Raw genomic sequence first — 13,291 nt, forward strand, 5'->3', positions numbered from 1 at the left:
AGAGACCGAGCTCATTCAATATCTAAGATGCACAACGTTAATTTAAGTAAAATTGCATAAATCCATGATTTAAAGCGTGCTCAGAAATCAGTTGTTAGACAGACTGACGTAAGGTTCTGTTTGAGGCCCATGCATTTGCCATGGGCCTACCTAGTATTTGACGGGATAACATACTCAACGCTATTGTCATTATCATCTTTATACACAAAGAATTACTCGACCGTCGCTCCACAGAAATTCTATTACATGACAATGGAGCTGTGTCCGTCTTTCAGTATAGCCACAAGCCATACACAACTCCTTACAGGGAACGCGACGTTGACCTTCTTTGTGTATTAGGAGATCTACATAACGAGCTGCTAGCGGAAACAAAAATAACAGCAGATCGAACAACCGATCCGGCCGGCTAATAGAGAATAACCATATTATGTTAACTTCGAATTTAACATGTCTTTAGTGCGTAATTATTACTAATAAATAAGCCCAACCTTTTTTAGGCAATGGCACACATGTTTGTATCGCCGGACAAGAATCATATCATCATTAAATGTTTGATTCCATTCCCGATTTTGACAAGAACTTGATTTCATTCCCGACAGAGCCATTTCAAGAGCATTACTGCCTACATTGTAGTCTTACGACACAAATTCACCTACTTTATCGAAGCTCAAATTCGGGATAGCTCCTTATTTCATTAAGCTAACTGGCAGCATAGCTTAGTAATTGTTGTTATAATTAACTTGAAGTTTTTAACATTGAGGTGGATGTAAATGGCTATTTGTCTTGAGTTTGAACTAATAGAAGTAATCGGCACTATAGCAAGGTATAGATTCGGCAATTGTTTACGTGATTTAGATGGCGTATTCGAACTTGATTTATTTAAGTTGAAAAGCGGGGAAATATCTGGAGATACTCCTATGAATGTAGTTGTTAAGCTAATCAACGATAATCAAGAACAAGCAATGGCGAACAGAGTTTTCAGTAAGGTATACAAACATTTTCTTGAGCATAATGAGTATCCAGTAAAAGGCGGGTATTACGTTTAGTTTCAATTTTCAACTAAACTAACGGAAACGATAGTATCATTGTATGATCGAACAGATGGAATTGTTGAATAGCATATTGTTTTAAAAATTTCTTAATGGTTAGGAGTAAATCACATGCGAAGGGATTGCAAGTTGATCTTAGTTGAAGGATTGTGTGGAACGGGCAAATCGACGTTAGCGGAACGATTGCATCGCTATCTCGTACAACAAGGCATCTCATCCAGTTTTTATGATGAAGGTGCCGAGGGGCATCCGGCGAGCATGAATTGGCACGCGTTCTTCCGAGATGAGGAATATAAGGAACTTCTGGAGCGCTATCCGAACACAGCTAACGAAATTCGCTCACGTGCTATAAAGGATAATAGCAATTACTTGCTTCCTTATCGTGAGGTCAAGGAATTCACCGAGTTGAATGCGCTCTATGCTGAGCTAAAGTCTCGCGAACTATGCTGGACGGATTCGCCCATAGCCACGCTGTCGGAGTTTACATATTCGATCCAGCGGCAATGGGCACGTTTCGCTGAGCTTGCTAGCACTTCAGAGAAAATATATGTACTCGAAGCAGTGTTCTTTCAGCATCAGATTCATGATTTGCTACGGCATTATCAAGCTGCTGATCGCCAAATTGAGCAGCACATTCATGGAATCGCCGATCAGATTGCTGCCATGAATCCAGTATTGATTTATTTAACTCAGTCAAGTGTGCGGAAGCAGCAGGTTTGGATATCCTCTATCCGTTCAAAACCCCATTTCGCCACGGAACAAAATATTAGGTTTATGGAAAACCGCAAGCGGATCGAATTGAGGTTGCTTGATACGCTTCCGTTCCCAACCTATACTATTGAAAATGTAAATCTAGATTGGGGAGAGGTCTTTAGTAAAATGGTAGGGGCGATTGGTCAAAATATCGGGTAAAATGCGCGGGTTGCTAGATGTTCCTGGTATTGAAGATAGTTAAGTAAATGTAACATGATTGAAATCTTATTTTCATGTGGCATTAATCATTCAAGCCTATAATAAAAGTCGACCCCCTTTAAAATATATAACTTAGACCCTCAGCCCGTTGCTGTGGGTCTCTTTTTGTTGTAAAACGGCTAAGGGAAACCACGCCAGCCAGTAGCCGAATTAGGGTGGGCTTTTTTGAAATTTTTCGCAACCCTAGATAAGACCACCTAAATGTCCCTTTGGGAAAGGAAGGAGGGAGATAAGGTGAAACACCAAGAACCGCAAGAATTGCTTAAGTTGCTACTGCAATTCGGAAGCTTCCTGTTGGCGTTATTAACCTTTATCGCATTGATCGTTGTAAAGATCCCTAACAAATCTACCTATCGCCGTCAAACTGTCAGGTAGGGTGGAACGATCATTCTGGCGAAGCCCGCAGCCCTTAGCCAATGTATTTACAAGAGTGTCGGCAGCGCTCTTGTATTTTTATGCTCACGCGCACGTATCGGCAGTGGCGGTATCACGTTAGAATTTTGATCAGAGCGGCCACTAAAATTTTTAAATCCAAAGGAACAGAGCAGGAGGGGATAACCTTCCTGCTTTCATTTTTTTGCAATATTTGATGCTTGAATACGAACCAATGTTGTGCATGTAAGCCGGACGCCTGCATATGAAGCGGTCATTGTAGGGCTTGAAAAGCGTGCTGGAAGCGGTTGCTTTCCGTTTACTCGGGAAAAAAGTCCTAAATCCCTTTCCAAATAAGTACAAAAGAACCGTTTACGTCTTGTGTACTATCGACTAAAATTTAGTTGGTAAATTATATTCGACAACAAGTTCCGACAATGGCAAAACTGGCGAAAGTCAGCGACGCAAAGCTATAGGGGCGTAACGCGGTGTTAGTGAATGCCGCAAGCCAGCCAGCTACCGAAGGACGGGGACAACGAAGGACCCTCCTGATTGCAGGATGGTCCTTTTTACATGTAATCATCAGGAAGAAAGGAGTCATTGGACATACTCCCGGACAGCGAATCGGCGATCCCGGGTTTTTGAGCAGGGAGGTACTGCATATCATTCCGATTGAAAGGATGAGAAAAATAATGATGGCTTCTTTATCCAGAGCGATGATACAAAAATGCGCAGCAATCCTGGTTCTTACTCTGGAAAGTACATATCATATGCTGCAATCCTGTTTAAGAAGTCCGATCTGGAGCGTATGAAGTACATGGTGGAAGCCTGAATCGAACCGTGGCTGACTTCATTCAAAGACATGAAAGCCGATTACAAATCAAGCTATGATTATTGGGTGCGTGGAAATCCAAGCATAACTTACGTTGCGAGGGGAGGGACTAACGGCGCGCATTTGAATTGGATACAAACGCCGCCTACCTGAATGCATTAATGTGGGCCATTACAGGGGATAAGCGCCACGCCGACAAAGCGATTGAAATCTTTAATGCGTGGAGCAATTTGACCGATGTTGACCCCTCAGGCACGGGACCGTTAAACGCAGGGCTGTACGCCTGGAAGCTGGTGGAAGCGGCCGAAATCATCAAAAACACGTATGATGGCTGGGCTCCTGCGGATTTGCAGAAGTTTAAGGACATGCTCGTTTATCCCGGCTACTCCAGCACGGGCGTGCCTGCTTCCGTCAGCTCTACGAACGGCACATTCTACTGGCGAATATTTAACGGGGATTCAGGCCGGCACGGCAACCAGGACATGATCGCCTGGAGAGCGCTGCTTTCAATGGGCGTTTTTCTGGATAATCGGACAATGTATGAGAGAGCGCTGCGATACTTCACAGGGCAGCCGCACAAGCCGGGCGATATGCCGTATGTTTCGGGTCCGTCTCCGTCGGGATCATACAGCGGCGAAAATGAATACTTCATCCAACCCTGTACCAGAAGGAAGTCGGGCGGATCGAAACGAGATTGGCAGAGCCGGGCGCCGTCAAAACGGATCTTGCAGCCGCATATGCCATAGCGGAAGCATTGCTGGTACCGTTAATCGACCTCTCTGTGGAGAAGGTTCAGCTCGCGCAATCGATGGTTACCGCCTCGTCCATTTCGTGGGATAACAAATTTAATGCCGTCCGTAACGGATGGCACGCCTTTGACGGCCACTTCACCCGACACGAAGACCGGTGATGGTTGGGTCAGGGTCGATCTGGGTGCAGGGAACGAACAGGCCATCGGTAAACTCAGGTTTTATCCGAGAGCGGGGAGTGCTGCCCGGATGAACGGAGCCCTTATCCAAGGCTCCAATGACGGTACAAGCTTCGTAACCCTTTACAGCATCAGCGGTGTCAGTGACATATAAATGGTACAGGGTCTCGATCAATACCGACACGGCTTACCGTTATCTGCGCTATTACACGCCGAACGGCGGATTCGCTAATGTGGCGGAATTGGAATTCTATAAGAGGTGAACGATTGGCTTGCAAAAAGAGAGTTCATACGTGTTTATAAGCATTATTTAAATATATTTCAAAAAAGCATCGACTAGTAAAAAAAGGAGAGTATCAAGATGAAAACAAGGAAAAAGTCGCTTCGCTTCATCAAACAAATCATTTCCTTATGCATGTCCGTTTCATTTATGCTGATGTGCGTGCTTCCCGCCACAGCTGCTGACAGCGATCCTTATCTGCCTCCCGGAGGAGCGGCCTGGAACAAGCTGAAGGATCTCATGATCAATAATTTTGCAGGGGGCTCCGGCAACGTAACCGATGAAACCTATCTGGGAAAGGCAGCGAAGAAGATCGCAAACAACAATTCCTGGGGGGTTAATTATATCCTGAACGGGTGGCAAACCTTGGATGTAGGCCCATACGAGAATGGCACATTGGAGTTTGATGCGGTCGGAGCGGCCGGCGGCGAAACCTTCTCCGTAGGCTTCATGGACGTCGTCACGGAAAGACTGGTCAACGGCGAGTTTTACAAGGATAATGACACGACTCCGCATCAAACCTCCGAGGAAGCCTTGATTTCCCTTCCGGAGAGTCTTACGACCGAATGGAAGCATTATTCCATTCCATTGAAGAATATCTTTGACGCCAATAGCATTTTCAATAAATCCAGTGTGCAAATGCTGAAATTCAAAGGGAATAACTTCCCGATGACGTTCTGGCTCAGCAACATCGTCATCAAATCGCCGGATAAGGCGGCAAGTTATGCCCCGATCAAGGTCAATCAGGTCGGTTATCCTCTTAACGGCGAAAAATACGCTATGGTGAGTGGCTATTATAACGAGCTGACCGCGTTGCCCGGCACTCCTTTTCAGGTGAGAAATGCATCGGATATGAGCATCGCTTACTCCGGCGCATTGTCATTGGTCACAGCGTATGATGCCTCCTCCGGGGAGAAGGTGCTGAAGGCAGACTTCTCCGGTTTGACCAAATTGGGCGAATATGTGCTGACTGTGGATGGGGTCGCTCAACCTTCCGTTGTATTCCAGATCGGCGATGGCGTTTATAGTACTCTTTTAAAAGATGTGCAGAAGTTCTTTTACTTCCAGCGCGCCAATGTAGATCTGTTAGCGAAACACGCAGGGATCTTCGCCAGGACCGGCGAGCACATGGAAGATTACAACCTTCCGTTCCAGTCCAATCCGACTATCACTAAGGATGTTGGTGGCGGATGGTGGGATGCCGGCGACTTGGGCAAATATGTCACAGTGGGAGCGACAGCCATCTCGGATCTCCTCTGGGCATACGAGAGCTTTCCGAGCCAATTCCAGGACAATTCGTTGAATATCCCGGAAAGCGGAAACGGCATCCCGGATTTGCTGGACGAGATCAAGGTTGAAACGGATTTTATTCTCAAAATGCAGGACGAGGCCACAGGAGGCTTCTATGCTTACGTCATACGGGATAATTCACCAAACCGCTACATTATGGATGGAACGGCAAGTAACAGACTCATCCCGACTTTCCACACCGGTGCTGCAGTTGGGGCTCTGGCTCATGCGTATATCGTCATGAAGGATGTTCCGGGGTTGACGTCTTATGCCGAGACGTTGAAGGCCGCCGCTCTCCGCGGATGGAGCTATCTGGAGCAGCATCCGGAATTCATCCCGCAGCCGAGCGGTCCGTACGACACTAGCAGCGATGTGAACGACCGCTTCTATGCGGCAGCGACGCTGTACCGGGCAACCGGAGCACAAGTTTATAACGATTACGTCGTCGCTCATTACTTGGAGCATACTGCTATTTTCGATTACTCGAGCGAAACTTTCTCGCACAATATCGGTTCCTTGGTAAGGATGGGATTGTACCATTACATGTTGGGGATGCAGCCGGACGCCGCAGTGAAGACATGGTTCACCGATAACTTTAAAAAATGGCGGGACATTATCATTAACGCCAATATGAATAAGGCTGTGTGGCGGAATGCCACTACCAATCAATTCTATTGGGGAGCGAACTCCAATGTGGCCGGCGTTCCGGTTGGCCTCGCTATCGGCAGCCGCATTCTCGGCCTGTATAATGAAGACGACAAGAAGGTAGCCGCCGGCAATCTGAACTATCTGCTGGGGATTAACCCGCTTCAGATGAGCTATATTACCGGGCACGGGGAGCGCCGAGTGACTAGAACCATCCATGAAGTTTACAATAAAGACTATCTCTTGGAGATGCCGAGTGGTTACATGCCTGGCGGTCCGAATAACAACGGACGCTATACCTTCAGCGGCAAGGCTTACAACGGTTCCTCCATCGACTGGGAGACCAACGAGCAAGCCTTGAATTACAACTCGCCCCTGACCTTCTTGGTTGCGATGTTGTCCCAATCGAATGAAGCTGCAATTCATCTTGAAGCCGAACAAGCTTGGCTGTCAGGCGGTGTCAGTGTTAATACAAATCATTCGGGATACACGGGCAGCGGCTTTCTGGATGGATTCTGGAATTTTGGAGGAACAGCGACTTTTACCGTTAACGTTCCGGCTTCAGGGAAATACAAAGTAACCGCACGATACGGCAATGCCGCTTTTAATCCGGCTACAGTGAGTCTTTTTGTGAACGGGACGAAAATCAAGCAGACAAGCTTGCCTATGCTTGCGAGCTGGGATACATGGGGCAATCAAACGGAAACGTTGACATTAAAAGCCGGCGTCAATACGATTGCTTACAAATATGACAATGGCGATACGGGAATAATTAACCTTGACCATATTCTGGTTTCTCCTGCGCCAATTGAAGCGGAAACAGCGACCTTGTTGGGACGCGCAGCGATCTACAATGACGCTGCAGCGTCAGGCGGCAAAGCGGTACAATTTCTTGAAGTGACGGGCGATGGCATTCAGTTCAGCAATGTTCCTGCTGCAGCCAGCCTTACCGTGCACTATGCTTCCATTAACTCGGGTACGTATAGTATGTACGTGAATGGGGTTAAGACAAAGACAATCAACTTCACCGGGAATGGCGGTTGGTTTGGTGCCTACACTAGCGTGACCGTGCCGATTAATATCCCTGCAGGCGCGACATTGAAGTTCCAATGTGATGCCGGAGATTCGGGCTGGAATGTAGACTATATAATATTGCAATAGGGAATAGAGAATCGAAAGCAGTGCTACCGTGCATCATGAATTTAATTGATTCCACTACAGGCAGAACAGCAGCAGCTCCGGTATCGGCAGCTATATTACCTTTGACTTCAAGGCAGAAAAACAAGCCATGCTGACGGGTGTAGAATTGCTGGTGAGACAAGATTCCAACTATACCCGAATTAAAGGTACAGTTGTCCAAGGCTACAATGACAATACGATATGGACGACTCTCACAACAGCAGCGGTTTCCACAAAGGATTGGCAAACCTTTGCAATCACCAACAAAGTGCATTTCAAACTACCTACTTTATTGCATTTCAAGTCTTTATCTTCTTACAATCTGGTCAAAGACATCCATCAAAATACCTTCAGGTGAGCCAGACATTATTATTTAATGAGACGAAATCTCAACTTGAATTATTACGAAACTTTATTGTACAGAAAAACGGAGAGGATCAAACGGTAACCCTTACCAAGGGGGATACTCAAATTAAGCTGCAGATACACAATTATATGGCCTATGTGAACGGCGTACCAACCTGGTTGGATACATGGTCGATGATTAAAGATGGTGTAACCATGGTACCGCTGCGGTTTGTCGGCGAAAGCTTGAACAAGGACATCCAATTTGACGAGGGGCTTATACACATTACGAATAAAAATTAATGGACATTGTTCTGATGAAAGGAAGCCTTTTGCGGCGAATACTTGCTGCAAAAGGCTTTTCTTTTTGACTGCCTTTATATTTTGTATGTGCCCCATCGATTCGAACCATTCGGGAATCGATAATTCCCGCTGATTTCAGTTTGCGCACGTGGGAAGTAACGATTGCGCCGCTGACTATTCAGATTGGTAGCCAATTCCTTATTGCTCATTGGCTCGGAACATAAGACAGGAGACGCTTAGTACAACTTCTCTTTTCGTCTATGGTGTGGTCTAATCGCTCCCAAAAGGTTTGATTACACTCACAGCATTTATACCGCTGACGCTTAATAAGAAGTCCTACACGCTTTCCGTGGATTGGCAAATCCATACAAAGCTGCTCTCTGTTATCGCGCTTGTAGAGGTTCGCTACGCAACAACAAAGAGGGCAATGAGAAGGTGGAGAGTTCATCTCCACCCGAATTAGAAAATAGTGTTCATTCTCTGAAATGCTAAGAACCGTAAAACTCGAAAGATTAAGAATATCCATATGGTAACCCTTTTGTCCATCAAAATAGACTTAATTGCTTCTCTTCGAACGAGGAAGTGGGTTAATCCATTTAAATGGTTATAAAACCAGATTATAAATGAGATCCACCAGTTGCGTCGAGCAATTGTGCCGTGACAAATCGACCGTCTGAAGACGAGAGAAAAGCGACGACATCTGCAATATCTGAAGGTTCCCCGACTCGTCCTAACGCAACCGCATCCACCGAAAGTTTTTGTGCTTCGGGGGAATCGAGAAATGCTGCGTTCATTTCTGTTCTGACCAATCCGGGCAAAACGGCATTGACTGTAATCCCCCGCGGTCCAAGCAATTTGGCCAGATGAAGCGTGAATGTATTGATTGCCCCTTTAGTCAGGTTGTAAGCCATAATCGAAGGATAAGCAACCCTCGTCACGCCGGATGAGATATTGATGATGCGGCCTTCGTTGCGCAGACGCGATAGCGATTTCTGAACAAGGAAGAACGGTGCTTTGACATTGATGGCGAATACGTCGTCAAAAGCGGTTTCCGTCGTTTCTTCATAGGATTGTTGTGCTATGCCGATTCCTGCGTTGTTCACCAAAATATCAAATTCGCTACCGCCGGTGCGTTGCTTCAGTTCCTCATCCAGCAATTGCACGAGCTGTTCGACACCTGCAACTGAATCAAGATTCGCACCTACAGCAAATGCTTTACCCCCATCGGCCACGATGGTGCGAACGACTTCCTCCGCCGCATCTGAGCGGCTGCCGTAGTGAACCGCAACCAGTGCTCCCTCTTTTGCCAGCCGTAGTGCAATCCCCCGGCCTATCCCTCTGCTTCCTCCCGTAATCAGTGCAACTTTTCCGTTTAATTGATTCAAATTATTCACTCCCTATGAATTAAATTCTTTGCTGATGACCAGCAGAGCGCTTCTGTGTCTTCTATTCGGATCGGGATTCAGATACTTTTCTTTCCAATCGACCGGCAATGCTGTCCATGTCATCCCTTTATCGGCAGAGCAATAGAGCCCTCTATTGTTTAATGCATAGAATGTATCGGGCTCATTCGGATCGGCGGTCAAATTGGAAATCATCGTTCCTTCTGCCGGAGGCAATCCTTTATGGACTTGCTGCCAAGGTTGATTTCCTACTTTGCGATAGATGAAAGAGTTGGCGAATGGAGCGACATAGGCAGTCTTCGCATCGGAAGACGCGGATACGAGCAACGTATCCGGATCGTGAATGCCCGCTGTCATGCTGAACAGATAAGGATGTTGCTCCAAACCTTTACTATCGTGCGCCCATGTTTCACCATGATCGCGGCTGACCAACACACTTCGTCCGGGAAAACCCACGCCATCACTGCACGCTGCGTAAATACGTTTTGGCGCTTGGGGATGAATGAGTAAAGTATGGGCATCTATCGGGTCACCTTCTTTCGTATCTTGCCATTCCGCTCCGCCATTTTGCGTACGGATCACCGCGCCGGCTTCTATGGATGCGTAGATGTATCCGTTGGCAGGATCTTCTGCGATCATACGCACATTATGGGTATCAGGAATCGGCGGAAAGGACCACCTGGAGTATGAAGGCAACGAGCGTACGGCGCTCCATTCATGCCAGCTTTGTCCACCATCCTCCGAATAAAATAAAGCGCTCAGTTCAGTACCTGCATAGACAACGCCATAATCACCGATTTTTCTTGTTAGACTAACCGATACGGATGTGAAAATAGATGAAGAAATTTCCGCTCCGGTTGATTCCCAATGATCTCCGCCATCATCGCTTACCCATAAACCTTGGCCATCGGTTCCGCAATACAAACGGTTTGGTAAGAAGGGATCGAATGCAATACAAGTAGGTTGCTTGTCATGAAGATGATACTGGATATCGTACGAAGTTTTATGATCATCAACAACAACTAATTCGTCCGGCATACACAAAAAATATCGATTCATCTTACTCTCTCCTCGTAAATATTTATTTGGATGTTTAAAATGAAACTATAATTCCTTGGTTGTTTTGATTCGCTCAATCTCTTCCGTCACCCACCCTACATCTGCTAATAAAACATGTTTTCTGTGATCTAACATTCGCAGAACTTGAAAGAGTTGTTTCTCGTTAATCTTTTTTTTAGCAATCATTTCGGATAAGGAGTTAACGTACTTTAGATTGTTATGGAGATACCCTAAATACTGGTCTAGACACATAAGCTGAACATCTTTCGTTACATATTGGAAGTAAGTAATCTGAAACTGAAAGGTAAGCTCGGTGTCAGTATTGTGCTCCACCGGGTTGACCATCAGTTCTTGAAATCGTTCACGCCCGTGCTCCGTCAATCCATAAAGTTTCCGTGATCTTCCACCTTCCTTTTTCTCTTCAAACTGAAGCGTAATCCATCCACTCTCCACAAATCGGGAGAGAAGCGGATACAGGGTTCCTGGACTGATTTTTCGAGTGGGCCCGACCGCATACTGCAGTCTTTCTTGAAGTATGTAGCCGTGTTTGTCCTCCGACATTAATTCGCCTAATACAAACAAATCGTACATCCTATAAGCTCCTTCATATATATCGTATCGTAATATCGAATCGATACATATAATACATCGAATCGTAATAATTGCAACAATGAAATGGCAACAAAAAATACAACACAAAGTCAATTGTGTTGTGTTAGTCCAAGCATTCAGAGTAAATTCGTTTTCTCGAGAATTACATTCGATAAATAGGAATTTTTACTGAATAGTTATATCGAGCAAGATGGATAAGTCTTTAGAGAATCAGTTGAGAATTCCCATTCAAAACTGGAAAGAGCCGCTTTTGGATTATATAAAAAAGAATTCTATTGGGCTAATGGCCTAGGGCATTGTTATATGCAAATAATTCCACCACAAAATCCGAATACCCGTTTTTTTATGATTGCATTCTAACAAAATATATCTTACTATGAAATTGAATTAATATACTTGATTATCGATTAATAATAATGTTAATTCTAATGAAGCGCTAAATGAGGAACACTTGATATATTATAGGGATGATGATGTTATGCGGCATGAAAGTATGCAAACCAATACCAAACCGATCTTGATCCTCCCCGGCGATTATCCCGATCCTTCCGTTGTCCGTGTTGGCCAGGACTATTACATGACCCATTCCTCGTTTGACTATACGCCTGGTCTGCTCATCTGGCATCCCAAGGATCTGTTGAATCTGGGGGCCGATCGGACACGCCATCAACCGATTTGTGGGCAACATTCAGGCTCCGGATTTTGTCTATTATGAAGGTTTATATATCTATTTTCCTTCGAGGGGGAGAGAGCACTTCAATGTTTTTAGATTTGATGGAAACATTAGATAGAGAGTCTTAAGCGGTCTGCCGTAAGTCAGATTACAAAATTATTGGAGGGACTAGAAATCATGCAGGCTTATTTATTTGTACACTTTAAGGAAAAAAGAACACCGGACGGAGAACAGGTTTACTTCGGAGTTAGTAAGGATGGATTTAATTGGGAAGAAGTTAATGATGGAAATCCTGTTTTATGGAGTTATTATGGCGATAAGGGCGTCAGAGATTTTACGATTACTAGAACCAAAGAAGGTAAATTTTTCATTTTAGCAACAGATTTAAGTTTGTCATATGGTATGTTAAATCAGTATCAACATTCATGGGGTGAAATCTCCAGGAACGGAAGCAAATGTCTGGTTCTTTGGGAGTCTGATGATTTGATTCATTGGTCAGAACAGAGAATGATAAAACTGGGAAATGAAGACTTCGGCTGTTTGTGGGCACCGGATATTATTTATGATAAGAAAAATGACGATTACGTCATTCACTGGTCATCATCCCATAGCAGCAATAACTATGGAGAAAAGGGAATCTATTATTCCCGAACTAAAGATTTTATGAATTTTACAGAAGCTCAGTTATTATATCAGAAAGAAGGCAGCGGAGTCATTGATTCTGCCATGTATGAGGAAGAGGGAAAGTATTATTTATTCTTAAAGAGTGAAAGGAATCCTGCCAAAATTATTCTTACGGAATCAGAGAATATAACTGGACCATTTGAGAAGATTGAAGAATTTGATAAAAGCATGGAATCACTGCAATCAGGACAATATGAAGCTCCGACAGCAGTTAAATTGGAAGATGGCAGATGGTGCTTATTCTTGGATTTCTATGGATGTTCAGCAGAACAGCAAGGGTATGTTCCGTTCATAGCAGAGAAAATGTCAACAGGAAGATTCATTCGTTCGGATAAATCCTTTACATTCCCATACGGTTATAAGCATGGTACCATATTGGCGATTACCATGGAAGAATACGAAAAATTGAAATCTTACAAAAAAATGCCATCAGAATATTAGGCGAATAAGAAGGGGAATTCAATATTGTTCAAGAAAGCGGTGGCGATTTTCTCCACCGCTTAAACTTTATCACCAAACATGTTGAAATAAGGTCCATAATATTTCTTACGTCGTGGTCCGACAATTAAGTATGACCTTTTTGCGTCATTCTATATTACAATGATTCGGTAAAGGAATTACCGATCGTGAAATCCACGTGGATCTTCTTGCTGATTTGAAGGTGG

At 44.7% G+C, this 13,291-nt stretch carries 12 protein-coding genes, 1 pseudogene and 1 riboswitch; of the genes and pseudogenes, 9 read left to right on the forward strand and 4 right to left on the reverse strand.

What is annotated here, in order from left to right:
• Positions 1-770 precede the first annotated feature (770 nt).
• The 7 genes from ICC18_RS28520 (at position 771) to ICC18_RS28550 (ending at position 8,195) form a co-directional block, all read left to right on the forward strand.
• On the forward strand, positions 771-1,046 hold the full coding sequence (locus tag ICC18_RS28520; protein ID WP_188177821.1) for a hypothetical protein: 276 nt from the start codon (positions 771-773) through the stop codon (positions 1,044-1,046).
• 114 nt (positions 1,047-1,160) lie between these two features.
• Positions 1,161-1,961 carry a P-loop NTPase family protein gene (locus tag ICC18_RS28525; RefSeq protein ID WP_188177822.1) on the forward strand — a complete coding sequence of 267 codons (801 nt, stop codon included), beginning with the start codon at positions 1,161-1,163 and terminating at the stop codon, positions 1,959-1,961.
• A 294-nt stretch (positions 1,962-2,255) separates the two neighbouring features.
• Positions 2,256-2,396 (forward strand): putative holin-like toxin, encoded by a 141-nt coding sequence (locus tag ICC18_RS28530; RefSeq protein ID WP_188177823.1) that lies wholly within the window; start codon positions 2,256-2,258, stop codon positions 2,394-2,396.
• A 426-nt stretch (positions 2,397-2,822) separates the two neighbouring features.
• Positions 2,823-2,917, forward strand: a riboswitch (cyclic di-GMP riboswitch).
• 436 nt (positions 2,918-3,353) lie between these two features.
• Positions 3,354-3,971 (forward strand): alginate lyase family protein, encoded by a 618-nt coding sequence (locus ICC18_RS28535; RefSeq protein ID WP_223192955.1) that lies wholly within the window; start codon positions 3,354-3,356, stop codon positions 3,969-3,971.
• Positions 3,972-4,073: 102 nt separating this feature from the next.
• Positions 4,074-4,307, forward strand: a complete 234-nt coding sequence (locus tag ICC18_RS28540; protein ID WP_188177824.1) for a discoidin domain-containing protein — start codon at positions 4,074-4,076, stop codon at positions 4,305-4,307.
• Between the two features lie 207 nt (positions 4,308-4,514).
• Positions 4,515-7,529 (forward strand): glycoside hydrolase family 9 protein, encoded by a 3,015-nt coding sequence (locus tag ICC18_RS28545; protein WP_188177825.1) that lies wholly within the window; start codon positions 4,515-4,517, stop codon positions 7,527-7,529.
• 372 nt (positions 7,530-7,901) lie between these two features.
• Complete coding sequence (locus tag ICC18_RS28550; RefSeq protein ID WP_188177826.1) at positions 7,902-8,195, forward strand: copper amine oxidase N-terminal domain-containing protein; 294 nt, start codon at positions 7,902-7,904, stop codon at positions 8,193-8,195.
• A 208-nt stretch (positions 8,196-8,403) separates the two neighbouring features.
• Here the strand turns inward: ICC18_RS28550 and ICC18_RS28555 are convergent.
• The 4 genes and pseudogenes from ICC18_RS28555 to ICC18_RS28570 all read right to left on the reverse strand — a co-directional run.
• Positions 8,404-8,721: pseudogene (locus tag ICC18_RS28555) on the reverse strand (transposase family protein); the annotation flags it as partial.
• Positions 8,722-8,812: 91 nt separating this feature from the next.
• Positions 8,813-9,580, reverse strand: coding sequence for an SDR family oxidoreductase (locus tag ICC18_RS28560; RefSeq protein ID WP_188177827.1), 768 nt, complete (start codon positions 9,578-9,580; stop codon positions 8,813-8,815).
• Between the two features lie 12 nt (positions 9,581-9,592).
• Positions 9,593-10,657, reverse strand: coding sequence for a WD40/YVTN/BNR-like repeat-containing protein (locus ICC18_RS28565; RefSeq protein ID WP_188177828.1), 1,065 nt, complete (start codon positions 10,655-10,657; stop codon positions 9,593-9,595).
• A gap of 45 nt (positions 10,658-10,702) precedes the next feature.
• On the reverse strand, positions 10,703-11,248 hold the full coding sequence (locus tag ICC18_RS28570) for a PadR family transcriptional regulator (protein ID WP_188177829.1): 546 nt from the start codon (positions 11,246-11,248) through the stop codon (positions 10,703-10,705).
• Between the two features lie 499 nt (positions 11,249-11,747).
• On the opposite strand from ICC18_RS28570, the gene ICC18_RS28575 reads away from it, so the two are divergent.
• Positions 11,748-11,984: a family 43 glycosylhydrolase gene (locus tag ICC18_RS28575; protein ID WP_223192957.1), complete on the forward strand. Its 237-nt coding sequence runs from the start codon at positions 11,748-11,750 to the stop codon at positions 11,982-11,984.
• Positions 11,985-12,119: 135 nt separating this feature from the next.
• Complete coding sequence (locus ICC18_RS28580; protein ID WP_188177830.1) at positions 12,120-13,067, forward strand: glycoside hydrolase family 43 protein; 948 nt, start codon at positions 12,120-12,122, stop codon at positions 13,065-13,067.
• Positions 13,068-13,291 lie beyond the last annotated feature (224 nt).

This window comes from Paenibacillus sedimenti (assembly GCF_014534655.1).
Lineage (GTDB): Bacteria > Bacillota > Bacilli > Paenibacillales > NBRC-103111 > Paenibacillus_E > Paenibacillus_E sedimenti.

Bases quoted from the DNA above. Each gene is read 5' to 3' on its own strand.
- ICC18_RS28520 (WP_188177821.1), top strand. From the start codon at position 771: ATGGCTATTTGTCTTGAGTTTGAACTAATAGAAGTAATCGGCACTATA.
- ICC18_RS28525 (WP_188177822.1), top strand. From the start codon at position 1,161: ATGCGAAGGGATTGCAAGTTGATCTTAGTTGAAGGATTGTGTGGAACG.
- ICC18_RS28540 (WP_188177824.1), top strand. From the start codon at position 4,074: ATGCCGTCCGTAACGGATGGCACGCCTTTGACGGCCACTTCACCCGAC.
- ICC18_RS28545 (WP_188177825.1), top strand. From the start codon at position 4,515: ATGAAAACAAGGAAAAAGTCGCTTCGCTTCATCAAACAAATCATTTCC.
- ICC18_RS28565 (WP_188177828.1), bottom strand. From the start codon at position 10,657: ATGAATCGATATTTTTTGTGTATGCCGGACGAATTAGTTGTTGTTGAT.
- ICC18_RS28570 (WP_188177829.1), bottom strand. From the start codon at position 11,248: ATGTACGATTTGTTTGTATTAGGCGAATTAATGTCGGAGGACAAACAC.
- ICC18_RS28575 (WP_223192957.1), top strand. From the start codon at position 11,748: ATGCGGCATGAAAGTATGCAAACCAATACCAAACCGATCTTGATCCTC.
- ICC18_RS28580 (WP_188177830.1), top strand. From the start codon at position 12,120: ATGCAGGCTTATTTATTTGTACACTTTAAGGAAAAAAGAACACCGGAC.